This is a genomic window from Aeromonas sp. R6-2, assembly GCF_040908155.1.
In the GTDB taxonomy this organism is placed as follows: domain Bacteria; phylum Pseudomonadota; class Gammaproteobacteria; order Enterobacterales; family Aeromonadaceae; genus Aeromonas; species Aeromonas schubertii.
Genome location: NZ_JBFODE010000029.1, coordinates 1 through 23,584 on the forward strand (window position 1 = coordinate 1; position 23,584 = coordinate 23,584).

At 63.9% G+C, this 23,584-nt stretch carries 18 protein-coding genes; 9 read left to right on the plus strand and 9 right to left on the minus strand.

Annotated features, from left to right (window positions below):
* The coding region (locus AB5Y48_RS04740; protein WP_368163859.1) for a retention module-containing protein at nucleotides 1-2,647 on the minus strand (2,647 nt) is incomplete at its 3' end.
* Between the two features lie 502 nt (nucleotides 2,648-3,149).
* Here AB5Y48_RS04740 and nrfA point away from each other — a divergent pair.
* From nrfA to AB5Y48_RS04785, 9 genes are all read left to right on the plus strand, one after another.
* Complete coding sequence (gene nrfA / locus AB5Y48_RS04745) at nucleotides 3,150-4,565, plus strand: ammonia-forming nitrite reductase cytochrome c552 subunit (protein WP_082634842.1); 1,416 nt, start codon at nucleotides 3,150-3,152, stop codon at nucleotides 4,563-4,565.
* Nucleotides 4,566-4,659: 94 nt separating this feature from the next.
* On the plus strand, nucleotides 4,660-5,169 hold the full coding sequence (gene nrfB / locus AB5Y48_RS04750; RefSeq protein WP_231686249.1) for a cytochrome c nitrite reductase pentaheme subunit: 510 nt from the start codon (nucleotides 4,660-4,662) through the stop codon (nucleotides 5,167-5,169).
* Nucleotides 5,166-5,906, plus strand: coding sequence for a 4Fe-4S dicluster domain-containing protein (locus AB5Y48_RS04755; protein ID WP_368163861.1), 741 nt, complete (start codon nucleotides 5,166-5,168; stop codon nucleotides 5,904-5,906). Before nrfB ends, AB5Y48_RS04755 begins: the two co-directional genes overlap by 4 nt.
* Before the next feature lie 2 nt (nucleotides 5,907-5,908).
* Nucleotides 5,909-6,862: a cytochrome c nitrite reductase subunit NrfD gene (gene nrfD / locus AB5Y48_RS04760; protein ID WP_224162094.1), complete on the plus strand. Its 954-nt coding sequence runs from the start codon at nucleotides 5,909-5,911 to the stop codon at nucleotides 6,860-6,862.
* Nucleotides 6,863-6,930: 68 nt separating this feature from the next.
* A complete protein-coding gene (locus AB5Y48_RS04765; protein WP_368163862.1) occupies nucleotides 6,931-8,796 on the plus strand; it encodes a heme lyase CcmF/NrfE family subunit in 1,866 nt (621 codons plus the stop codon).
* Complete coding sequence (locus AB5Y48_RS04770; protein ID WP_368163863.1) at nucleotides 8,784-9,293, plus strand: DsbE family thiol:disulfide interchange protein; 510 nt, start codon at nucleotides 8,784-8,786, stop codon at nucleotides 9,291-9,293. The genes AB5Y48_RS04765 and AB5Y48_RS04770 overlap by 13 nt, the downstream gene beginning before the upstream one ends.
* Entirely contained in the window at nucleotides 9,290-10,324 is a 1,035-nt protein-coding gene (locus AB5Y48_RS04775; RefSeq protein WP_368163864.1) for a cytochrome c-type biogenesis protein CcmH, read from the plus strand. Before AB5Y48_RS04770 ends, AB5Y48_RS04775 begins: the two co-directional genes overlap by 4 nt.
* A gap of 186 nt (nucleotides 10,325-10,510) precedes the next feature.
* The gene (gene pbpG, locus AB5Y48_RS04780; protein WP_050665937.1) at nucleotides 10,511-11,407 is read left to right on the plus strand and encodes a D-alanyl-D-alanine endopeptidase; all 897 of its coding nucleotides are present in this window, start codon (nucleotides 10,511-10,513) and stop codon (nucleotides 11,405-11,407) included.
* A 264-nt stretch (nucleotides 11,408-11,671) separates the two neighbouring features.
* Complete coding sequence (locus AB5Y48_RS04785; RefSeq protein WP_050665936.1) at nucleotides 11,672-12,844, plus strand: M28 family metallopeptidase; 1,173 nt, start codon at nucleotides 11,672-11,674, stop codon at nucleotides 12,842-12,844.
* A 50-nt stretch (nucleotides 12,845-12,894) separates the two neighbouring features.
* Here the strand turns inward: AB5Y48_RS04785 and AB5Y48_RS04790 are convergent, their stop codons facing one another.
* The 8 genes from AB5Y48_RS04790 to hemH all read right to left on the minus strand — a co-directional run bounded on the left by AB5Y48_RS04790 (nucleotide 12,895) and on the right by hemH (nucleotide 23,543).
* Nucleotides 12,895-15,270 carry a DNA polymerase II gene (locus AB5Y48_RS04790; RefSeq protein ID WP_368163866.1) on the minus strand — a complete coding sequence of 792 codons (2,376 nt, stop codon included), beginning with the start codon at nucleotides 15,268-15,270 and terminating at the stop codon, nucleotides 12,895-12,897.
* Between the two features lie 47 nt (nucleotides 15,271-15,317).
* The gene (locus AB5Y48_RS04795) at nucleotides 15,318-16,865 is read right to left on the minus strand and encodes an HD domain-containing phosphohydrolase (protein WP_368163868.1); all 1,548 of its coding nucleotides are present in this window, start codon (nucleotides 16,863-16,865) and stop codon (nucleotides 15,318-15,320) included.
* Nucleotides 16,862-18,262: an HD-GYP domain-containing protein gene (locus tag AB5Y48_RS04800; RefSeq protein WP_368163870.1), complete on the minus strand. Its 1,401-nt coding sequence runs from the start codon at nucleotides 18,260-18,262 to the stop codon at nucleotides 16,862-16,864. The genes AB5Y48_RS04795 and AB5Y48_RS04800 overlap by 4 nt, the downstream gene beginning before the upstream one ends.
* A 208-nt stretch (nucleotides 18,263-18,470) precedes the next feature.
* Entirely contained in the window at nucleotides 18,471-18,836 is a 366-nt protein-coding gene (locus tag AB5Y48_RS04805; protein WP_050665932.1) for a DUF2750 domain-containing protein, read from the minus strand.
* A 108-nt stretch (nucleotides 18,837-18,944) separates the two neighbouring features.
* Nucleotides 18,945-20,576, minus strand: a complete 1,632-nt coding sequence (locus tag AB5Y48_RS04810; RefSeq protein WP_368163872.1) for a methyl-accepting chemotaxis protein — start codon at nucleotides 20,574-20,576, stop codon at nucleotides 18,945-18,947.
* Nucleotides 20,577-20,717: 141 nt separating this feature from the next.
* A complete protein-coding gene (locus AB5Y48_RS04815) occupies nucleotides 20,718-22,022 on the minus strand; it encodes an inosine/guanosine kinase (RefSeq protein WP_368163873.1) in 1,305 nt (434 codons plus the stop codon).
* Between the two features lie 149 nt (nucleotides 22,023-22,171).
* Nucleotides 22,172-22,555, minus strand: a complete 384-nt coding sequence (locus AB5Y48_RS04820) for an MAPEG family protein (protein ID WP_224159945.1) — start codon at nucleotides 22,553-22,555, stop codon at nucleotides 22,172-22,174.
* A 13-nt stretch (nucleotides 22,556-22,568) separates the two neighbouring features.
* Nucleotides 22,569-23,543 carry a ferrochelatase gene (gene hemH, locus AB5Y48_RS04825; RefSeq protein WP_050666009.1) on the minus strand — a complete coding sequence of 325 codons (975 nt, stop codon included), beginning with the start codon at nucleotides 23,541-23,543 and terminating at the stop codon, nucleotides 22,569-22,571.
* Nucleotides 23,544-23,584: the final 41 nt, after the last annotated feature.

Below are 23,584 nucleotides of genomic sequence, written 5' to 3' on the forward strand. Positions count from 1 at the left end.
TCCAGTCGCTGTCTTCCGTCAGGGTCAGGGAGACAGGGTCGACCTGGGGCAAGGCGCCATCGGTGATCTGGATATTGAGAGTGCCGAGGTTGCTCCTGTCCCCGTCAAAGTCGTTGCCCTGCACCTGCAACCCCAGGTTGACGCTGTTGGTACCCACCGGCTGATCCAGCACGCCGTCGAGCTGCACATGATATTTGCCGTCCAGATCCAGGGTGACGGTCAATATGACCTTGCCACCGGCATCCAGCAGGGTAATAACGTTGCCATTGGCCTGATAGGTCGTGGGCCTGCCGCCACTGGTGAGACCGTCGAGCCCGGGTTGATTTGCCTCGAAGTTGAGGGAGACCAGGCGATCGCTGCCCACAGTGACTGGCAGCTGGCCCTCCAGGCTCTGGCCCGCCGCCCCCTCTTGCAACGTCACACCACTATCGATACCAAGAATCGGGTTAATGCCGTCGTTGATGGTGACCACCAGATCGGCGCGGGTCTCGTCCCCGTCTATCTCGTTGGCCGAGACGGAGAGCCCAAGAGAAAGTTGATCGCCTCCCTGATGATCCAGCGGGCCGTTCAGGGTGACGGTCACAGTGCCATCAACATCGCTGCCGGACTGGCTGGCGCCGAGCTCGGCCTTGAGTACCTCGACCCGCTTGCCATTGGCATTCAGGTAATAGCCGGTCAGCAGGCGATCCCCGGAAAACTCGAAGGCGAGAGCATGGCCGTCGCTGCTTATGCCGCTGCCGTTGAGGCGCGTCAGGGTATCGCCCTGATTGGTGAAGATAACGGAGTCCGCCAGCAGGGGGTCGGCCTGGTGGCCAATCACAAAGTGGCTCTGCCCCACCACGGCCCCGGCATCGGTAAAGGCATCCTCGGTCAGGGTGATGGATGGCAGGGTAAAATCGGGGGGCGTGCTGTCCACCAGATTGACGTTTAGGGTGGCGCGAACCAGATCCCCGTCGCCGTCCCGATACTCGAGGTTGAAAGGCAGGCTCAGGTTGTCCTGACCGTGATCCAGGCTCTGGCTCCAAACGATACGATAGCTGCCGTCATTGGTCAGGGTCAGGGTAAAGACGGTGACCCCGGCGGCACTGGCCGTGAGACTCTGGCCGCTGGTCTGATAGCTCAGGGGCGAGCCATGGCTGCTAAGACCCAGTCCCTCGAGGGCGCTCTGGTCGGCGGCAAACCCGACCTGCAGGTTGCCATCCTGGCCGGCGCCGGTATGCAGGGAGCCGGTGGCGCTGACGGGCCCCTTCGCCAGTTCTGCCTCGGAAAGAGTCAGGGTATCGCTCTGTCCGATAAGGGGAGCACCATCTATCACTCGGTTGCCCGCCAGGTCGGTCACCTCGGCGCGCACCTCATAGGGTCCGGCAATCCCGGAGAGATCCAAGGCCGCGAGTTGCCAGCGACCATCGCTCCCCACCAGGGCGCTGCCGCTCAAAAGCGTCTCCCCACTCTGGCCGATGAGGGTGATGGTGACGCTCTGACCGGCCTCCACCTCCGTGGTCGTCCCGCTCAGGGTGACACCGCCCTGACCCAGAATAAGCCCAGTGTCGAGATCGTCGATATCGATGCCGGCCCGGGTGTCGACGGTCACCGTCAGGGTATCGCTGGCGCGGTTGCCGGCGATGTCGACGGCATTGACCTCGAAGGTATGATTTCCATCGGCCAGAGTATTGGGCAGCTGATACTGCCAGTTGCCTGCCCCATCCACCGTCAGCACGGTGAGCACATTGCCGCCCTGGGAGAGGGTCACGGTGGCGCCGGGCTCCCCCTTGCCTTGAAAGAGTGGCGTATTGTCACGGGTCAGATCGTCGGTCTGGCTGGCGCCCGTGTCACTCTTATCACTGAGATCGAGGGTAATGGTGGTGATGGTATCGAGCAGGGTCTGGCCGAGATCGCTGGCCGGGTTGCCCGATGCATCCCGGGTCTCCGCCGCTATGGTGAGCGGGCCATCCACCAGCCTGCCGGTCAGATCGCCAAAGTTGGCCTCCCAGACCAAGCCGGGCAGCACGACCGTGGTCACCGTCAGCGCGTTGCCCGCCTGATCAGTCAGGGTCACAGTCACCGGCTGACCGACCTCTACGTCGTCCACCGTACCGCGGATGACGACTCCGGTTGCCTCGGCACCATTGATGATGTTGTCGACGGTCTGAGGCTCACGAATGGTAATGGCCGCAAAGGCATCGACGGCTCCGGCACTCTCCTGACGCTCGAGTGGGGCCCCCTCGCCGTGCGCTGTATCAAAGCCGGCCTCGGCCAGGGTGGCGTCGTTATTTCGCTCCACCAACACAAAACCACCGGGGCTGGAACCGATGACGCCACCGGCTACTGCATCACCGGCGCCGGCCGCTGACGCCTCAAAGGCTCGAGTCGGATCGACCCCGTCGAGAATCGCACGCTGTAGCGCCTCCAGCCGGGGGTCGCTTCCCCCCGTATCACCCAGCGTCACCAACGGACTGATGGGGGCATCGGGAGTGCCTGACTCGCTCAGCTCGACCCCTTCCATTCGGGCAACCAGCAGTCGCTCTCCCGGTTGCAGCTCCATGCCGACCTGTGCGCGATGAACCGTTCCATCGGTTGCAATCACAACGCCCTGCCCCTGCTCCAACCCCATAATACGGGTCGGTTTTTCGATGAGCAGCTCTGCCATAACACTCTCCTACTCAATAGTTCATCGCGCCTGGTTCGCCCTGCTGCGGGCGTGTGCTGGTGATTATACAGACTCAGAAACATCCAACCCTTTCATTATTTCGGTCAATAAGGGCTTTTCGTTGCATTTTTACGCCATTTCCCGAGCACCCACGAAGGCAGCATTAGATCTTACAAAACAAAAACAAAACCGACCAATACTCCAACAAATCACGATTAATTGAAGGATAAACACAGGCATAACACCACCTTGCAAAGCATTCAACCATTTGGAATAACAGGTGTTTTTTTTCCAAGGCACCAAAGCCGGAGCAGAATGAAATTGTTATCTCGCTCTCACTTTTGTCAGGTATAGGCCGGCTGAGTTGATCCAGAACAAATATGACTCGAATAAATCACCATTTGATTTACTCATTCAGTAGTATCCAGCATTGAATAATTGGGATTTTTCCCATTCATAACAACAAGGTCCCCTCACAGTGCGGGGCCGTCATCTGGGAGTGATGATCGTGGGTTCACAAACCAAACAGTGGGCGCTGGCAATGGGCGCTCTGATAGCCGGGGCCATCTGGACCGGGCAAGTACATGCCAAGGTCGAAGGGCGCAACGACCTGTTCGCCAAGGATCACGCCAAGCAGTACCAATCCTGGGAGCAGACCAAGCAGAGCGAGGAGCGTGCCGACGCCCTGGCCGAGGATCCCAACCTGGTGGTGTTGTGGGCCGGCTACGGCTTCGCCAAGGATTACAACAAGCCCCGTGGCCACTACTACGCCCTGACCGACGTGCGCGAGACCCTGCGCACCGGCGCCCCCAAGAGTGTCGAAGAGGGCCCCATGCCCATGGCCTGCTGGAGCTGCAAGAGCCCGGACGTAGCCCGGGTGATCGACAGTCAGGGTGAGGACGCCTACTTCAAGGGGATGTGGGCCAAGGGTGGACCCGAGATCGTCAACACCATCGGCTGCGCCGACTGCCACGCCACCGACAGCAAGGAATTCAAAGAGGGCAAACCGGCCCTGCACCAGTCCCGCCCCTATGCCAGCCGCGCCATGGATGCCATCCATATGCCGTTTGACAAGCAGGGCCGCTTCGATCAGCAGGCCCAGGTGTGCGGTCAGTGCCACGTGGAGTACTACTTCACCGGTCCGAACAAGTCGGTGAAATTCCCCTGGGATCAGGGCACCACGGCCGATGACATGGAGCGTTACTACGACCAGCTCGGCTTTGCCGACTGGGTTCACGGCCTCTCCAAGACCCCCATGCTCAAGGCCCAGCACCCCGAGTACGAGACCTGGCGTGCCGGCATCCACGGCAAGAACAACGTAGGCTGCGTCGACTGCCACATGCCCAAGGTACGCGGTGAGGATGGCAAGCTCTACACGGATCACAAGGTAGGTAACCCCTTCGATCGCTTCGACCAGACCTGTGCCAACTGCCACACCCAGAGCAAAACCATGCTCGAAGGGGTGGTCAAGGAGCGCAAGGTGGCGGTCAACGATCTGAAGCTGAAGGTGGAGCAGCAGCTGGTCCGCGCTCACTTCGAGGCGAAAGCCGCTTGGGATGCGGGTGCCACCGAGGAGCAGATGAAGCCGATCCTCCAGGATATCCGTCACGCCCAGTGGCGCTGGGACTACTCCATTGCCTCCCATGGCGTCCATATGCACGCCCCGGATGTGGCCCTCAAGACCCTGGGCACCGCCCTGGACAAGGCTGCCGACGCCCGCACCAAACTGGCCCGACTGCTCGCCACCAAGGGGATCACCGGCGAGATCCCGCTGCCGGATATCAGCACCAAGGAGAAGGCCCAGGCCGCCCTCGGCATGAATATGAAGCAGTTCATCAGCGACAAACAGCAGTTCCTCAAGACCACTGTCCCCGCCTGGGACAAACAGGCTCAGGAAGCTGGCCTGCTCACCAAGTGAGTCGTGTATCACAGGGCCCCGCCACGCGGGGCCCCAGAGGGATGAAGAGACCATGATGAAACTGTTACCCCCCAGCCTGCTGGCGCTCACCCTGATGCTGGGTGCGCCCTTGGCACAGGCTCAAGAGAGCGAGACTCAGGGCGACCAGGCCAAGGTCGAGCTGCAGCGCAACCCTGACTACGCCTGCACCCAGTGTCACAAGAAAGAGGACGAGGCGATGCACGGCAAGCACGCCAAGGCCACCAACCCCAACAACCTGGGGCCCGTCACCTGTACCAACTGCCACGGCAAGCCCTCTCCCCGTCACCGGGAAGGGGTCAAGGATGTGATGGACTTCCAGGACAAGAGCATGCCCCTGGATCAGAAAAACGGTGTTTGCCTGAGCTGCCACGAGCCCAAGCCCCTGCGCGAGGCCTTCTGGGCCCACGATGTGCACGCCACCAAGCTCGCCTGTACCAACTGCCACGAGCTGCATGTGGCCAAGGAGCCCATGGTCGGCATCGACAGCAAGGCCCGCATCGGCCTGTGCGTCGACTGTCACGGCAAGCAACACGCCGCCAAGTTGGCCAACGAGGCCGAGGCGAGTGGCAAGGAGGCCCCATGAGTTGCTCCCGTCGCGGTTTTCTGGCCGGCGCGGGAGCCGGTGCCCTCATCATGATGACGGGCCCGGTCAACTCCCTTGCCGCCAGCATGACCATAGATGGCAAGCGCCTTGGCATGCTCCATGACGAGACGGCCTGCATCGGCTGCACCGCCTGCATGGATGCCTGCCGCGAGGTGAACAAGGTGCCCGAGGGGGTGTCGCGCCTGCAGATAGTGCGCAGCGGCCCCATCGGGACCTTCCCCGAGGCGCGTTACCACTTCTATCGCCACTCCTGCCAGCACTGTGACAACGCCCCCTGCGTCCACGTCTGCCCGACCGGGGCCTCCCACGTGGATCCGGACACCGGCATCGTCGATGTGGATGCCGATCTCTGTGTCGGCTGCCAATATTGCATCGCCGCCTGCCCCTACCGGGTGCGCTTCATCAACCCCCAAACCCGGGTGGCCGACAAGTGTGATTTTTGCCGTCACACCAACCTGGCCCGCGGCAAGTTGCCCGCCTGCGTCGAGGCGTGCCCGACCAAGGCGCTCACCTTCGGGGATCTCGACGATCCGGCGAGCGAGCTCAACCGCGCGCTGCGCCGCCTGCCCACCTACCGGGCCAAGAGTCATCTGGGCACAGAGCCCAAGATGTACCGGGTGCCGGCCCTGGGCAGCGGTGAGGAGCTGGAGATTGGTCGCGACGGCGTGCCTACCGGCTATGTGAACGGTGCCGTCAATGGGGAGGTGAAGTCATGATGCTGCCCGCAGACTCGTTCCATTTCCCCTCTCTGGTGTGGGACTGGCCCATCGCCATCTACCTGTTCCTGCTCGGGATCTCGGCCGGCAGCGTCACCTTCGCCGTGCTGCTAAAGCAGAAGGTGCTGGGGGATAAGGCCTCCCAAAGCGGCGTGCTCAAGGCAACCGCCATCCTGGGGCCCGCCTCCGTCGTCCTGGGGCTGCTAATCCTTATCTTCCACCTGAGCCGCCCCTGGACCTTCTGGAAGCTGATGTTCCACTACCAGTTCGATTCGGTCATGTCGATGGGGGTGATGCTGTTCCAGGTCTATATGGCGGTGCTCTTCGTCTGGCTCGGCGGCGTCTTCGCCAGTGAGCTGGCGTGGCTGCGCGAGCGCCTCTTGCCGGGGCGCTTTGGCTGGGTCGATGGCCTGCTGGCCAGGATCCCGGGATTTGACAAGATCGTCGAACCCCTGCTGCTGCTGCTCGCCGTGCTGCTGGGAGCCTACACCGGCTTTCTGCTCTCGGCCCTCAAGAGCTACCCCATGCTCAACAACCCTGTGCTGCCGGTGCTGTTTCTGGTCTCGGGCCTGAGCTCCGGCGTCGCCAGCTGCATCCTAGTCTCGACCACCCTGTTCAAGACCCGGGCGCACAGTGACGAGATCCAGTTCCTGCACCGCTTCGAGACGCCTCTGGTACTCATCGAGGCGCTGCTGCTGCTGTGTTTCTTCACCGGCCTCTGGTTCGGTGACGGGCAGAAGATGGTGGCCCTCATCAGCGCCATCGGCGGTGGCTTCTGGTCCCAGGTGTTCTGGTTTGGCGTGGTGGGAGTGGGCCTGATCGCGCCCCTGCTGCTCGGCCGCCTGCTTCCGGGTCACGGCCGTGGTAAGCTGCTGCTCATCTGCGGCTGCAGCCTGACCGGGATCTTGCTGCTGCGCTATTTCATCCTCTATGCCGGCCAGATGACCGTCGCCTGATGGCACTGCCTGCAATAACTCCGGGGAGTGTCGACCACTCCCCGCTTTCGTTTCAAGGGAGGGGCTAGATGCTGCCCGAACTGGCTCTGATGACCCTCTTGCTCACCCCTCTGCTCGCCTGCTGGCAGGGGCTGCTCCCCTGGCTGCCGCAGGGGCTGGGGGCCCGGCGTCTGGCCCGCCCCCTGGCATGGAGCCAGGTCGTGCTGGTGGGCCTCGCTCTGCTGCTGCTTGCCCATGCCTTCCAGAGCGATGACTTCACCCTCCTCTATGTGGCCCAGCACAGCAACAGCCGGCTCCCCCTCCCCTTCAAGCTTGCCGCAGTGTGGGGCGGCCATGAGGGATCCCTGCTCTTCTTCCTGTTTGCCCTGTGCCTGTGGAACGCACGCCTCGGCCACCTGGCCCAATCGCTCGCCACCCGGGCCCGCGCCCAGAGCGTGATGGGCTGGCTTATCGTCCTGCTCTCCGTCTATCTGTTGACCGAGAGCAACCCCTTCGTGCGCCTCTTCCCGCCCCCCTTCGAGGGGCGCGATCTCAACCCCATGCTGCAAGATGTCGCCCTCATCCTTCACCCCCCCTTGCTCTATCTGGGCTATGTGGGCTTTGCCGCCAGCTTCGCCCTGGGGATCACGGCCCTGTGGGAGCGGCGCCTCGACGGGGCCCTGGTGCGCGCCTGGCGACCGCTCGCCCGCGCGGCCTGGGGTTGGCTCACCGCCGGTATCGTACTGGGGGCCTGGTGGGCCTATCACGAGCTCGGCTGGGGAGGCTGGTGGTTCTGGGACCCGGTAGAGAACGCTTCTCTGCTCCCCTGGCTGTTTGGCACCGCCCTGCTCCATGCCCTGGCCGCCTTCGAGCGGCGCGGCCTGTTTGGCCAGGGGGTCTTGCTGCTGGCCCTGCTCACCTTCGTCATGAGCCTGCTCGGCACCTTCATGGTGCGGGCCGGGGTGATGAGCTCGGTCCACGCCTTCGCCATCGACACCAACCGTGGTGAGCGCCTGCTGCTCCTGCTCGGAGCCGTGGCCTTGTGTGCCCTGCTGCTCTATGGCTGGCGTGGTCAACTCGGTGTCCGGCGGGCTCACTTCAGCCTGCTCTCTCGCGAAAGTGCCCTCGCCTGCGCCCTGGCACTGCCCCTGCTGGGGGCTGCGGTGGTATTGATTGGCACCTTCTATCCGCTCATTCATCCCCTCATCGCCCACGGGGCCATTTCGGTGGGCCCCCCCTACTTCAACGCCCTCTTCGTGCCCCTGGTGCTGCTGGCCCTGCTCGGCCTCATCCTGCTGCCCTGGCTCGGCTGGCAGCAAAGCCGGCTGCCCCGGGCCCCCTGGCTCTGGCTACTGCTGGCCCTGCCGCCGACCCTCTGGCTCAATCAGGGGAGCGCTCTGCTGCCCGGGATGGCGACTCTGCTCGCCCTCTGGCTCTCGCTCACCTGCCTGCACGCCCTCTGGCACGACGGGCTGCGCAGCGCCCACCTGGCTCACCTGGCGCTGGCCCTGGTGGTGCTGGCTGCCAGCCAGCTGGCCGGCCATACCCGGGAGCGGGGCCTGTTGCTGGCGCCGGGGCAGAGCGCCACCCTGGGTCAATATCGGGTGCGTCTCGATGCCATCACCCCTGAGCTCGGACCCAACTACAGCGCCGAGCGCTATCATCTGACCGCCTTCAAGGAGGGCAAAACCCTGGGCCGACTCTTCCCGGAGCGGCGCCACTACAGCGTGCGGACCATGCAGATGAACGAGGTGGGACTGCTGCGTCTCCCCTCGGGAGATCTCTACGCCGTGCCCGGTGACAAGCAGGGAAACCGTATCGCCCTGCGCCTGGCCTATAAACCCGGGGCCAGCTGGCTCTGGCTGGGAGGCGTTCTGCTCGCCCTGGCGGGCCTGCTGCCCCTCGGTCGTCATTTTCACCGCAAGCGCAACCAGGAGGCATCATGTCCCGTCTGATCCGCTGGCTCCCCCTGCTGCTCGGCCTCGGTCTACTGCTGCTGCTCTGGCACGCCCTCACCCCCGCCCAGGTGGACGATGAGGCCGGACTAAACCGCCCCCTGCCCGAGCTCACCCTGACCACCCTGGAGGGGCAACGCCTCTCCACTGCACAGCTGCTCGGCCGCCCCTTCCTGCTCAACGTCTGGGCCAGCTGGTGCGCCAACTGCCGCAGCGAACACCCCCTGCTGCTGGAGATAGGCCAGAGCCTGCCCATCCTTGGGATCAGTTACCGGGACAAACCGGCCGCCGCGCGCGCCTGGCTCGAGAGCGCCGGCAATCCCTATCAGCTGGTGCTCGACGATGGCGACGGCGCCCTCGGGCTGGCCCTCGGGGTGGTCGGTACGCCGGAGAGCTGGCTGGTGAGCGCAGACGGGCGCCTGCTGGCCCGCCACCGGGGCGTCTTGACCCGGGAGGAGTGGCAGCGCCGCTTCCTCCCGCTGCTGGAGAGACCATGAGAAGCCTGCTACTTGCCCTCTGTCTGATCCCGTCCCTGCTGTGGGCCGCCGACGAGTTTTCTTTTGCCAATGCGGCCCAGGCCGAGCGGGCCGAGGCCCTGGCCAGGAGCCTGCGCTGCCCGGCCTGCCAGAACCAGAACCTGGTGGAGTCCAACTCGCCCCTGGCGCAAGATCTGCGCCTCGAGGTCTACCAGCGGGTCGCCGCGGGGCAGAGCGACGAGGCGGTGCGCGACGCGCTGGTCGAGCGCTACGGCGAGTTTGTCACCTACCGCCCCCCCTTGCGCCTCTCGACCCTGCTGCTGTGGGGCCTGCCGCCCCTGCTGCTGGCCCTGTGCGGCCTCTGGCTCGCCACCGGGCGGCCTCCCCGACAACCTTCAACCCTGAGCGAGGAGCAGGCCATTTTGCATGCACAGTGGCAGGCGAGCGCCCCCGAAGCGGTGGCCCCCCGCCCCCTCGCCCCCTGGCTTGCCCCGTTGATCCTGCTCTCCAGCCTGGGGCTCGCCGCGCTCGGCTATCAGGCCCTGGGTCAGTTCGAGCCGTGGCGCCACTGGCAGGCCAACCCGGATCCCCTGCAGGGTCTCGAGGCCGGCGCCCTCAAGGAGGCCGCCGGAGCCAGGCTGCAGGAGCGCCTTCGCCAACAGCCGCGCGACAAGGATGCCTGGGCCGAGCTGGCCCAGTGGCTGCTCTATCAGAATCGCTTCGACGATGCCCTGTGGGCCTATGACCGACTGGCCCAGCTGGAGGGAGAGCAGAGCGCCGCCACCCGGGCCGCCCGGGCCACCGTGCTCTACTACCGGGCCGGCCAGCGCATGACGCCCCAGGCCGAGCAGGAGCTTAATCAAGCCCTGGGCCAGGACCCGGGGGAGGTGACCGCCCTGATGCTCAAGGCGTCGGATCACTTCTTGAACGGTCGCTACCGGGAGGCGGCTCATCTGTGGCAGCGACTGCTCGACGAGGGGCGTCCCCGCCTGGATCGGGAGGCGGTAACCCGCGCCCTGCAGACGGCCCGCCTCCTCGGAGGAGCCGGCTGAATGCAAATTAGGGTATGCGCCCCCGGCGCCGCCATGGCAGAATGCGGCGCCCGTCGGGCTACAGATGCCGTGGATGACACAAATTTCATGATTCCCTTCCCTGGCAAGGGATAAAGGATTGTGCTGCGTCAAAGGCCGACATATAACTAATCAGGATCCCCTTCGACTCGTGCGGTACACCAGATCATGATGAAGCGCCACCTCACCTCACTGCTGCTGGGTCTGGCCCTGTTGCCGATGGCAACCGTGCCGGCTCTGGCCAATCCCTTCTCTGCCGGCCAGAGTCATCCTCAGCACGGCTCGATTTCGGGTATGAACTCCGATGCCTTTGTCATCGCCAACCACAGAACCGGTGAGGTACTGAGCGAGCGCAACGCCAATCGGGTCATGCCGATTGCCTCTATCACCAAGCTGATGACCGCCATGGTGGTGCTCGACTCAGGACTTCGCCTCAACGAGACCCTCACCGTCACCCAGGCCGACATCGACCGCCTCAAGGGTACCGGCTCTCGTCTGGCCATCGGCTCGCGCTTGAGCCGTGCCCAGATGCTGCATATCGCCCTGATGGCCTCGGAAAACCGCGCCGCCTCCGCCCTGGCTCGCCACTATCCCGGCGGTCAGCGCGCCTTCGTCGAGGCGATGAATGCCAAAGCCCGCATGCTCGGCATGTGGGATACCCACTTCTACGACAGCACGGGGCTGACCCCGCGCAACGTCTCCACCGCCCACGATCTGGCCAAGATGGTGGCCGCCGCCGCCAGCTATCCCCTGATCCGCCAATACTCCACCGACGATCAGAGCCTGGTGCGCACCAACAAGACCCAGCTCCACTACCGTAACTCCAACCGTCTGGTGCGCGAGGGTGTGTGGGATGTGAACGTCTCCAAAACCGGTTACATCCGCGAGGCGGGCCGCTGTCTGGTGATGGAGACCCGGGTGCAGCGCGAGCCCGTCATCATGGTGCTGCTCAACGCCGATACCACGGATCAACGGGTCGCCGACGCCAAGCGTATCAAGACCTGGCTGGAGGGATCCGGTCGCACCACCCTCGCCGCCAACCCGTTTCGGACCGCCAATCAATAAACCCCTCGAGTGAAGCCCCAATCGGGGCTTCTCTCTTTACCCCCATTTGAGCATACCCCCCATTCGGGTTGGTGGATGATTTGACCACCCCCTGCGGTATCGACAGAGGATTGTCGTGCCATCCTCTCGGCGCATCTCCTCTCCCTCCCTCACGTCCCCCGCCATGCCGACACATCGTCGGCAGAGACAAAATCCTCACATGGGTCTCACCCATCCCGGGGCGCGTCTAGACTGGCTGCGACTCTCACCCATCAAGGAGCTGTTATGAAACGGATGCTTCCCCTGTTGCTGTTACCCCTGGCCATTCAGGCCGCCGAGCCGGTCTGGATCACGGTCGGCTCGGATGCCGGCCCCGAACTCAGGCGCGTGGGGGCCGAGGTCGCGCCCCTGTTCAGCGCCAAGGGGAGTGCCATCCAGCTGGCCCGGGTCGAGCCCGGCCAGCTGGCCGCCCTCTCCACCCTGATGCACGAGGAGCACGCCCGCTGCGGCGGCTACATGGTACACGCCAGCCTGGCCGATGCCCTGCAGGCCATGGCCCAGCCCCAGACCCTGGCGGGCTTCACCGCTCCTCCCCTCGCGCGCGGTGACAGCGTGCGCCGGGTGTTGCCGAACCTGGATCAGGGGCAGATCGCCGGCACCATCGGCAAACTCTCGAGCTGGCGTAACCGCTACTACACCACCACCACAGGGGTGCAGTCCGCCGACTGGGTCGCCCAGCAATGGCAGGGGCTCACCGGTACCCTGCCCTGGGCCAGGGTCAGCCGGGTCAAGCACAGCGGCTACCCCCAGCAGTCCGTGGTACTCACTCTCACGGGGAGCAAGTACCCGGACGAGGTGGTGGTGCTCGGCGGTCATCTCGACTCTACCGCCGGCTACGCCCCCAACAGCCAGACCCTGGCACCGGGCGCCGACGACGATGCCTCCGGCATCGCCACCCTGACCGAGGTGCTGCGGGTGCTGGCGAGCCAGGGTCGTCAGCCCGAGCGCACCCTGCAGTTTATCGGCTATGCGGCAGAAGAGGTGGGGCTGCGCGGCTCCAAGGATATCGCCGGCCGCTACAAGAGTGCCGGCACCCGGGTGCTGGCGGCGCTGCAGCTCGACATGACCAACTATCAGGGGTCGGCCGAGGACATCGTCTTCATGACCGACTACACCGACAGCCAGCTCAATGCCTATCTGGCCAGCCTCATCGACGCCTACCTGCCGGCCATCACCTATGGCTACGACAGCTGCGGCTACGGCTGCTCGGATCACGCCTCCTGGCACAATCAGGGCTACCCGGCGGCCATGCCGTTCGAATCACGCTTTAACGACTACAACCCCAAGATCCACACCCGCTACGACACCCTGCAAAACTCCGACAGCCAGGCGGGCCACGCCCTGAAGTTCGCCCAGCTGGCGGCAAGTTTCGCCGTCGAGATGGGACGTATCGACTGACCCGCCAGACCACAGCAAGAGGGCCCGTGAGGGCCCTCTTGCTGTGCAGATCAGAACAGATCGAGCTGCTGACCGCAGATGCGATCAAACGAGGCCCCGACGAAGGGAAGGATGGCGTCGGCGATGGGGCGCAGCTGCTTGTCCACGTAATGCTCGTAGTCGATGGCACTGCGCCGGTATTCGAGTGGCTCTGGGCCACTCACCGTCATGACGTAGGCGATGGTGCCGCGATGCTGGTAGCGCAGGGGCAAGCCGCGGCGGCGGTTCTCGTCGTCGGCCAGACGCGCGGCGCGCACGTGGGGCGGCACGTTCTTCTGATACTCCTCGAGCTGCTGGCGCAGCCGCTTGCGATAGACCAGCTGGTCGTCGCGCTCCCCCTTGCGGGTGGCATCCACCGCCTGGCGCACGAAATCGCTCGGATCCTGGTCGTGAAACACCAGATTGAAGAGCTCGGACTGAAACTCCTTGGCCAGGGCCGTCCAGTCGGTGCGTACCGTCTCGAGCCCCTTGAACACCAGGTGCTCCCCCTCCCCTTCGCCCACCAGACCCGCATAGCGCTTCTTGCTCCCCTTCTCGAGGCCGCGGATGGTTGGCATCAGGAAGCGCCGGTAGTGGGTCTCGTACTGGATCTCGAGGGCGCTCTCGAGATCAAACTCGGCGCGGATCTTCTCCCGCCAGCGGTGGTTGATATGCTCCGCCAGAGAGCGGCCGATGGCGTCGGCCTCCTCGCCGCTCACCGCCTTGCCCAGGTGTACGAAGGTCGAGTCGGTGTCGCCGTAGATGACCTGATACCCCTTTGCCTCGATCCACTCACGGGTGGTCTGCATGATGCCGTGACCGCGCAGGGTAATGGAGCTCGCCAGGCGCGGATCGTAGAAGCGGCAGCCCCCCGAGCCGAGCACCCCGTAGAAGGAGTTCATGATGATCTTGATGGCCTGGGAGAGAGGCTGGTTGCCCGCCTCCTTGGCCCGATCGCGCGCCTGCCACAGCCCCTCGATAAGGCCCGGCAGGAAGTGGCGTTCGCGGGAGAAGAGGGCACCGCGAAAGCCGGGAATGGCGTGTTCGGGAGTGCGCAGCCCCTCCACCAGCCCCATGGGGTCGATGCAGAAGGTGCGGATGATGCTCGGGTAGAGGCTCTTGAAGTCGAGCACCAGCACGTGGCGATAGAGGCCGGGGGCCGAGTCCATCACGTAACCCCCCGGGCTCGCCAATCCCCCCTCGCGGGGGAGATTCGGGGCCACGTAGCCGCCCCGATGCAAATGCGGCAGATAGAGGTTGGTGAAGGCCGCCACCGAGCCGCCGATGCGATCGAGCTCGAGGCCGGTGAGGGCCGCCCGCTCCACCGCGAAGGCAATGAGATCGCAGTGCGCGAAGATCTCGTGCACCAGGCGGCAATCCTCCAGGTTGTAGCGAGCCAGCGCCCCCTTGTCGGAATGGAACAGCTCGGTGATCTTCTGGCCCCGGTTGGCCACATCCTCGATCTCCTTGCCGCGGCCTAGCAGCTCGCCTGCCACCGCATCCAGACTAAAACTGGGGAACTGCCAGGTGGCACTCTTGAGGGTGTCGACCCCGTCCAGCACCATGCGTCCGGGCAGGGTCACGTTGCCGCTCTGGGGATCCTGGCGCGAGGCACGCCAGAAGGCGAGCTCTCGGCCGCGCCCGAGGCGCAGTCGACGCTTGTGGAGATCGGCGCGGCGCAGCAGCAGTCGAAAATCGAAGTTGACCACGTTCCAACCCATCACCAGATCCGGATCGAAGCGCTGGAACCAGCGCTCCAGGGCCGCCAGCAGGGCCGGCTCATCGGCCACCCACTCCACCGGTGTCCCCATCTCCTCGGGCTCGCCAATCATGATGACCCGCTCGTCCATGGGGCTAGAGAGCCCCACCGAGAAGAGGGCCCCGTCCATGGCACACTCCACATCGAGCGACACCCAGGAGAGGGTCGGCGCCACCTCGGCCGGGGCGCAGCGCCCGTCACTGATCTGCCAGAGACCGCCACGCCGGCTTGAATGCCCCTGAAACCTCACGCCAGCGGTGATGAAGCGCTCCATCAGGTAGCGCTCGGGCAGGCGGATGTCCGCCTCGAAGTGTTCGGTGCCCTTGATGAGCAGCAGCTCTACCGCCTTGTGAAAGGCCGCCAGGGTGGGAAAGTAGAGGCCGGCGACGGGTCGGCCATCGAAGGTCTGCATCGGCAGGCGGCGGGCGCGCCCGCGAACCCCGTGGGCGCGAAACAGGGCCATGGCTTCGTCTATCTGATCGGCAGGCACGAAGAAGAGGGGCTCCTGGCCCGGGATCACCAACCGCACCGGCCCCTGTGGACTCCACAGCCAGAGGATGATCTCGGTTTGCCCACCGTGATCGCGGGCATGGCGGGTCAGAATGAAACCTTCGCTCGGGGCGACAGGCGAAGAGAGGGGCTCGCTCATGGGCGCATTGTACGTTTGTACAGTGCTTTTGGACAAGTCACCCGCGCTCAGAGCAGCTGCGGGACGAACTCTCCTCGATCCAGGATCCGTACGCAGGCATCCACCACCTCGGGATCGAGGCGGCTACCCCGTATCCGCAGGATCTCCCGGCGCGCCTCCACGATGCCGAGGGCGGCACGATAGGGGCGATCCGATGACATGGACTCGACAATATCGGCCACCGTCAGGATGCGTGCCTCAAGCAAGATAGCCTCCCCCGCCAGAGCGCGCGGGTAACCCGAGCCGTCCAGATACTCATGGTGCTGATAGATGATCTCGGCGATGGGCCAGGGAAAGGCGACCCCTTTCAAAATGTCATGGGCGGTCTTGGGATGTTGTTTGACCAGCTCATACTCCAGCGCGGTCAGCGAGCCCGGCTTGTTCAATATCTCGATGGGGATCTGGATCTTGCCCAGATCGTGAACAATGCCTGCCAGATAGAGGCCCCGCAGCCGGTTGGCGCTCAGCCCCAATTCCATACCGATCCGCAGGGAGAGCTCGGCCACATGTTGTTGATGACCGGCCGTGTAGGGGTCGCGCTGCTCCAGGGTGGCGGCGATCGCCTCCAGGGCATCGGCCAGCGCCTTCTCCTGAGCGAGAGCCTGCGCCGCATGGGTGCGCAGGGTGCTCTGGTACGCCTCCCGGGTCCAGAGAGCCTCGAGGCCGAAGACCAGGTTGTCGGCCAGCTCCCCAAAGAGGGCTATCTCCTGTTCGCCAAAGGCGTGAGGGATATCGGCATAGAGGGCCAGCGCCCCCTTGCGCCCGTCACTGCAGAGCAGCGGCAAGGCCAGCGCCGAGCCCAGACCAAAACGCTCGGCTCGCCGGCGCCAAAAGGTCCCGTGCTGGCTGCGAACAAGATCCGGCTCGTTGACATTGCGCTCCTCGCGCAGGCAGCGACCTATAGGTCCCTGCCCTACGGGCACATCATCCCAGGTCAGTGCGACACCCTCGAGGTAACCGCGCGCCTCACCAGCTTGGGCCGCCAGCGCCACAGGATGATCTTCACCCTGCTCGAGCCAGGCGACCAGGGCCAGACGATAGCGATCTTGCAATACCAGGGCCTCGCACACCCCCCGCAGCAAGCCCTCGACACTCTGGGCGGTGACCAGGGCCCGGTTACAGCGACTGCTCGCCTCCATGGCCCACACTTTTCGCCTCAGCTCCGGCTCTCCTTGCTCGCTCTGGGGGGAGTCGATGGCGAGCCCCATCCCCATGACGGCCCCCTGCTCGTCATAGAGAGGGTATTTGGTGAGCCGCGCCTGGGGCTCTCCCTCCCCACCAGAGTATGCGCGCCTCAGAGTGACGGTCTCGCCCCCCCTCATAACCCGTTCGTCCCCCTCCAGCCAGCTGACGGGCAACAGCTCGTCGAGCCGCCTGCCGACGATGCTATCGATCGGTAGCGACAGCTCTGCGGCCAGCATCTTGCTGCAACCCAGAATCCGCTGTTGCTTGTCGGTGACCAAAAGGCGAGCCGGTAATTGCGCGATCAATCCCGTCAGGAGCGTGGGAGCAACCGGGGGCGATAGCTCCTCTCGACCAAGCATCTCTTTCGTCATTTTACCCCTCCCTCCGGCAGCCGATAACCGGATCCGAGGATGGCTGCCGCCGCCTCGACCACCCGGGCATCGAACCAGAGGCCGCTATAACGGCGCAATTCGGCCAGTACAGCGTTCGTATCGTACTGGTGGCGAAACGGGCGGTGAGAGAGCATCGCCTCTACGGTGTCGGCGACCCGAAGAATACGGGCCTCCAGCATGATGGCCTCCCCTTTGAGTCCCTGTGGATAGCCGCTGCCATCGAGGTTCTCATGGTGTTGCAGCACCATCTGCGCGATAGGGGCGTGCAGAGGAAGTGTCTTGAGCAACTCGAAGCCATCCCGGGCATGCTGCTTGACGAACTCAAACTCGAGCGGCGTCAGGCGCCGGGGACGAACCAGGATCTCGACGGGAACCCGGACAAGCCCCACATCGTGCACCATGGCAGCCAGCGCGATCTCCCGGCACTTGGAGGAGGATAATCCCAACCGATCGGCAATACGCGAGGCAAGATCCATCACCCTCACTTCATGCTCACGGGTATTGCTGTCTCTGTGGGCCATCCCCAGAGAGAGGGCCGTCATCACCGACTCCAGCAGCTCATCTTGTTCCCATAAGGCCTCCCCGGGGAGATGAACAAGCGCCCCCACCAGCCCGGCTCGACCTAACGAGTCGGGCACGGCCCCTTTGCAACACAGGATGCCTCCTCTGCCGGCCATATCGAAGCGCTCCCGGTAGGAGCCACCCGTTTGGAGCAGTCGCAGATCCCGAAGGTGCATCTGCTCTCCCCCCTCACCCGGCCACCAGCTCGTGGGGCCCAATGCGAGATGGTCTGCCAGCTTGATCCCCAGCAACTCGGTGAAGGGAGCATTACCCCATACCAGATGACCATTGCTGTCCTGGGTAAAGAGAGGCAGAGGAAGTGCCATCAGCAGAAGAGGATTCGAGAGAGGAGAGAGGGTATGCGCTCGCAGCTGCGCCAACTCTTCACGCTCGCCCAGCAAGGCAATACTCCGGGCCAGGTTGGGCAAGAGAGGAGAGAGCCTGGCCGACCAATCGGGATGGGGCCCCTCCCCCAGCAGAAAGAGCAAGAGGAGATCCTCGGTGGGCGCCAGAGCAAAATAGGCGGCCTGCTCTCCCCACTCGGGCCAAAGCTGTGCCACCAGCCCAGTGACGACGGTGGACTCCAGCGCCATGAGCCCCCCCTTGTGCAAGGGAGCCGAGGGGATGGTGCAGAGCCGCCGATAACGCCCCTCTTCCCTCGCCAACCCGACGGCGGCCAGTGCCCCGGTGTGATGGCAGATGCGCACCATGGTGCTCTCGAGCAGGGCTAGGCGTCCTTGCTCACGGCTTATGGTCTGTGCCAGATCCCATAGCACCCGCCATTGCAACTGATCCCACTGATCTGAGTGGCTCAATTCCACCTCCCTGTTTCACGCCCTCTTCTTCACAGAAGCGGCCCTGACCGGCTCGTGGCGAGCCTTTTCCCAAACCCTGAGAATACTCCATTGGGGCCGTCAGCACGACAGAGGAATACTGACAAGCCTCACAAATAGGGTGCCGCCCCCAAAAAGAACACCCCGCGAGGTCATCGCGGGGTGTGGATAGCAGAGACAAGAGGAGAGATCAGGCCTCATCCACCTCGACCAGCACCTTGGCCAGCTCAATCGGCTCGACCTCGGCCCCTTCCAGATCGCTATTCCAGTTGGGGCCAATCAGCACCTCGTCCTCATCCAGATCGTTGACCCAGACATCGAGGAACTCTTCCAGATCGATGGCATCCGGCTCATAGTCGGCCCACTCTTCGGCACAGTGCAGGCGTGCATCGGACTCGTTGGACCAGAGCGGCATCACATCGGCGTCTTCAAATTCGGCCGATTGGCAGACCACCCAGTCCTCACCGTAACGCAGCCCCCACAACTGGCCCGATTCGCGGACCTCTTCGACAAACAGCTGGAAATTGGCGTCAAGGTTATCAGTTAACTTGCTCATTGGGCTCTCTCTTGCACTGTGCGCGGGCCAGGGTGGCCATCTGGGGCAAATGGTCGCCCAAAACCCCAGTGGACTCAAGGGATTCGCGGAAAAAAGCCCGCCCTTTCCTCATATTCGGTAGCTGCCAACCAGGGTGGAGAGCTGCCTGCTGCGCGATTCAAGCTGAACCACGGCCCGCTCCGTCTGCTCGTTATGCTCGAGGGCCCGGTGGGCAGCCAGGGCTATCGTGTCCATGTGGCTGTGGATCCCCCGCACAGAGTCGGTCTGCTGATTCGCCGCCTCGGCAATATGCCCGTTCATTCGGCTGATGGTATCGATGACGGTCGAGATATGGCCGATCACCTCGCCCATGCGAGCCGCCAAGCTGGCGGTGACGTCCGAAAGAGACTGCAACTGGCCGATCTGGCCCGTCACCTGGGCCGTCCCTTCTTGCACCCTGGCTATCATGTCGCGGATCTCATCGGTCGAGGCATGAGTGCGATTGGCCAGGGTGCGTACCTCATCGGCCACCACCGCAAAGCCGCGCCCCTGCTCCCCGGCCCGGGCGGCCTCGATGGCGGCATTGAGGGCCAGTAAATTGGTCTGCTCGGCGACCCCGCGGATCACCTCAAGAACTCTCTCGATGCTCTGACTGTTGGAGTCCAGCTGCGACACGGCGGTGACCGAGGTCATCAGCTGGGCGGCAAGACGACCGACCGCATCGGCCGTCTCCTGCATCAGGCTCTGCCCCTCCCGGATCATCATCATGGCCTGCTCGGCCGACGCCGCCGCCTCACGGGTATGGTCGCCAATCTGGGTGCAGCCGGTCGTCACCAGCGCGATCGCCTCTGCCGCCTTCTTCGTATCCCCCACCTGTTCATTGGCGAGCCGATGGTGGCTACGTGCGACCGACGCCAGCTGGGTGGCCGCCTTGTCGTTTTCCGCCGCGATCCCCTGCACCTGCAGCACCAGAGAGCCCATCTGTTCGGTGAAGCGGTTGAAGTTGCGAGCCAGTGCCGATAGCTCGTCACGCCCTTCGGCCTGTAACCTGGCCCGTAAATCCCCCTCCCCGCGAGCCAGCTCATCAAGCGCCCCGGTCGTCGCCGCCAGCGGCGTCACGATAGAGCGCGTCAGCCACCAGAGTGCGCCGCAGAGGACGGCCAGGATCACGCCGCTGAGCGACAACAGCCGCACCAAGACCTGCCAGTACTGCTGCTGCACGTCATCCACATAGATGCCGGTTCCGATGATCCAGTCCCAGGGCTCGAAACGCTTCACAAAGGAGATCTTGGCCACGGGCTCATCGGCCCCCGGCTTGGGCCATTGATAGGCCACATGCCCCCCTTCGCGCCGGGTCTGGGTGGCGGTCACAAACTCGACGAAAAGACGCTTGCCAGCGGGATCTGTGATGGTGGAGAGATCCTGGCCATCGAGCGCAGGCTTCATCGGGTGCATCACCATGAAGGGGCGGCTGTCGTTGATCCAGAAGTAGTCATCATGGCCATAACGCAGCGCCTTGAGTGTCTGGAGCGCCGCCTGCTTGGCCTGCGCCTCATCAAGCTCCCCGGCCTCGACCCGCTTGGCGTAGCTGGCCACCAGGCTCCAGGCCGTCTCGACCTGATGACGGGTCTGCTTGCCCTTCTCCGCCATCAGACTGCGGTAGTCCAGGGTGGCCGCAAGCAGGGTCAACAGGACGAGTGAGAGGACAATGAGTAGCGACACCAGCAACAGACGCTGGCGAATGGAGAGCGTTCTTAGCACACCGAGTTCCTCCGTTGAACAGGTCTAGCTACGCTATGGCATTGGGATTGAATAGTCCATTTGACTCCGAACTTATGCATCAAGAGTTTGATAGCGGACACGAAAAAGGGGCCCAAGGGCCCCTTCTCACACATGCCGGGATCACCGCTCCCAGTACACCTCTTCCAGGCTGTCTTCCTTCTCAGGCAGGCCACGGGAGAGACGCGGGCTGCTCTGGGCCAACACCTCATAGCTCACCCGGTTGGCGTACTTGCACACCTGGGAGAGGGAGGAGTAGGTGAGGAAATCGGCCACGTGCTTGGCGGAGTTGGGCACGGCACCGCGGTGGTAGGCATTGGCCACCATGTCGTGCAACACGGCAGACAGGGCCCCGTCGCCGGCACCGTTGGTGTTCTTGATCTTCTCCGGCCCACCCATGTAGGGGGAGATGTGGGAGTAGATGCGCTTGGGCACGCGGCAGCCACTGCGGGTCATGGGGCGGCTGAACTCGTACATGTTGAACTCGGGAATGACACCGGGCAGCAGTGGCAAGGTGGTCTCGCGCTTGAAGTCATCCTCGGTGTAGGCCGCCATGTAAAGACCCACAGGGCCTGCGGTGCAGAGCACCATGTCGGCCCAGTCCAGCGCCTTGTCGGCGGCGGCCAGGGGATCGGCAAAGCCGGTCAGGGCCTCCCCTTCCTCTTCGTTCATGGCAAGTACGGTGACGTTCTCGCTGATGAAGTCGCGCCACCACTGGGGATCGGACTCGATGACGAAGCGGGTGCCGAGGGTCAGCACCACGGGGACGCCTGCCTCACGGGCGTAGCGCACCGCACTCATGGCCGCCTCTTTCATGGGGGTGCCATCTTCACCGCGCACCAGGTAGGCGGTGATGACCAGCGCCGAGGCCTCCTTGATGATGCTCTCGGGGATGTGGGCCACATCCAGATGGTCCATCTTGCCGGGGTTGATGCCGAAGCTGCGCTCACCCCCTTCGGTGATGAAGGTGAAGCAGCGACCGATGGGGCCATCGACCGGCTGCAGGTAGTCCAGGTTGACCCGGGACGAGGTGTTGCACAGGTAACGGTAGGCATAGCTGCCGATGCGGATGTCCTGACTCATCACCCCGAGCAGGATGGAGTGGGAGTCAGCCAGCACCGAATAGTTGTGCATGGTGTTGCCGATAGTGCCACCGGCAAACTCGCTCACCACCATGTTGTTGCTCTTGAGCTCGTCGTAGATCTGCTCGGCCACCTCGTCGGAGATGAGCATGGAGTGGCCACGGCTCAGGCCATAGCGCTCGAGGAACGCGACATCCACATGAGCTTCAATATCGACCAGCGTCTGATCAATCCCCACCACATACGCCTTGCCCCGCTCGCCGAGGGTTGCACTCTGGGAGATGAGGGGATCGCGGCGATCCACCGGAAAGTAGTGTTTGGACTTGCGCTGACCGGGAAATTTCATGGCTCTGATCTTCGGCTGAAGGGGAAAAAGTGGGGCGCGATTCTACCACATCACGGCGGTGCGAAAAGTCGCCCGTTTCACTTTCCTTACCAAGACAACGCAGGCACGAAAAAGGAAAACGTTTACCGCCGAAGTCTGCGTCCCCGGGCTCACCAGCCCAGACAGATGCCCTGAACACTGGCCATCAGCAAGGCGGTAAAGGTCAGTATCATGCCCCCTTTGCGGGCCAGATTGGGGGCAGCCCGCTGCTGGATCCCCACCGCATGAAGCAGGCGTCCCGCCAGAAGCAGCAGACCGATGGCGTGCACCATGACCGGGGAGGCACCGGCCAGCTCGACGCCACCCATCAGCAGCAGTATCAGGGGGACATACTCGGCAAAATTGCCATGGGCGCGCATGGCAGAGCGCAGCACCGGCTCGTTACCGTCACCCAGGGATACCCGGTAGCGCAGACGACAGCGGATCACCCAGGCAGAGAGGCACAGAAAGAGCAGGCCCAGCAGGCCCGCATAGATCAAGGTAATGTGCAGCATCTTGGCTTCTCCTTCAGGCCAGCTCGCGGCAGATGAGCGACACCATCATGCGGATATGGGCCGGATCGTCGTTAAGGGACGGGATATAGTGAAATGCCTCACCGCCGTGCTCGAGGAACAGCTCGCGGTTCTGGCCATCGATCTCCTCCAGGGTCTCGAGGCAGTCGGCCGAGAAGGCGGGGCAGACGACATCGAGCCGTTTTATTCCCTTGGCCGGCAAGGCGGCGACCGTCTCGTCCGTATAGGGCTTGAGCCACTCCTCCTTGCCAAAGCGCGACTGGAAGGTGACACTCCAGCTCCCCTCGGCCAGCCCCAGCTCGGTGGCCAGCAGGCGGCCCGTCTCACGGCACTGATAGCCGTAAGGGTCACCCTCCTCCTGATACCGTTCGGGAATGCCGTGAAACGACATCAGCAGGTGATCCCCCTGCCCCTGCTGCTCCCAGTAGCGGCGCACGCTCTGGGCCAGGGCACGGATATAGTCGGGGTGGCCATGATAGTCGTGGATGAGGCGCATCACCGGCAGGTTGCGCTCTTTTTTCATCGCCTTGGCCCAGGCATCGAAGACGCTGGCGGTGGTGCTCACCGAATATTGGGGGTAGAGGGGCAATATGATGACCCGATTCACCCCTTGCGCCTTGAGGCTCTCCCACCCCTCGCTCATGGAGGGTGAACCGTAGGTCATGGCCAGGGCCACCGGCACCTCGACCCCCTCGCGCTTGAGCTCCTGCTCAAGCGCCGCGCGCTGACGCTGGCTGATGGCCATCAGGGGAGAGCCATCGGCGCTCCAGATAGACTGGTAGAGCCTGGCCACCTTGGGGGAGCGCGTCGGCAGAATGATAAAGTGGAGCAGCGGGCACCAGAGGGCGCGGGGGACATCGACCACCCGCTGATCGTGCAGAAACTGGCGCAAGAAGGCCTTGACGGCCGCAGTGGTCGGGGCAGACGGCGTGCCCAGATTGACGAGCAGGATCCCGGTTTTGGTTGTCACTTTGCTTCTCTGAGTCATCGTTATAAAAAAAGGGCCCTGAT

Bases quoted from the DNA above. Each gene is read 5' to 3' on its own strand.
- nrfA (WP_082634842.1), top strand. From the start codon at position 3,150: ATGATCGTGGGTTCACAAACCAAACAGTGGGCGCTGGCAATGGGCGCT.
- nrfB (WP_231686249.1), top strand. From the start codon at position 4,660: ATGCTGGGTGCGCCCTTGGCACAGGCTCAAGAGAGCGAGACTCAGGGC.
- AB5Y48_RS04755 (WP_368163861.1), top strand. From the start codon at position 5,166: ATGAGTTGCTCCCGTCGCGGTTTTCTGGCCGGCGCGGGAGCCGGTGCC.
- AB5Y48_RS04765 (WP_368163862.1), top strand. From the start codon at position 6,931: ATGCTGCCCGAACTGGCTCTGATGACCCTCTTGCTCACCCCTCTGCTC.
- AB5Y48_RS04770 (WP_368163863.1), top strand. From the start codon at position 8,784: ATGTCCCGTCTGATCCGCTGGCTCCCCCTGCTGCTCGGCCTCGGTCTA.
- AB5Y48_RS04775 (WP_368163864.1), top strand. From the start codon at position 9,290: ATGAGAAGCCTGCTACTTGCCCTCTGTCTGATCCCGTCCCTGCTGTGG.
- pbpG (WP_050665937.1), top strand. From the start codon at position 10,511: ATGATGAAGCGCCACCTCACCTCACTGCTGCTGGGTCTGGCCCTGTTG.
- AB5Y48_RS04785 (WP_050665936.1), top strand. From the start codon at position 11,672: ATGAAACGGATGCTTCCCCTGTTGCTGTTACCCCTGGCCATTCAGGCC.
- AB5Y48_RS04790 (WP_368163866.1), bottom strand. From the start codon at position 15,270: ATGAGCGAGCCCCTCTCTTCGCCTGTCGCCCCGAGCGAAGGTTTCATT.
- AB5Y48_RS04795 (WP_368163868.1), bottom strand. From the start codon at position 16,865: ATGACGAAAGAGATGCTTGGTCGAGAGGAGCTATCGCCCCCGGTTGCT.
- AB5Y48_RS04805 (WP_050665932.1), bottom strand. From the start codon at position 18,836: ATGAGCAAGTTAACTGATAACCTTGACGCCAATTTCCAGCTGTTTGTC.
- AB5Y48_RS04815 (WP_368163873.1), bottom strand. From the start codon at position 22,022: ATGAAATTTCCCGGTCAGCGCAAGTCCAAACACTACTTTCCGGTGGAT.
- AB5Y48_RS04820 (WP_224159945.1), bottom strand. From the start codon at position 22,555: ATGCTGCACATTACCTTGATCTATGCGGGCCTGCTGGGCCTGCTCTTT.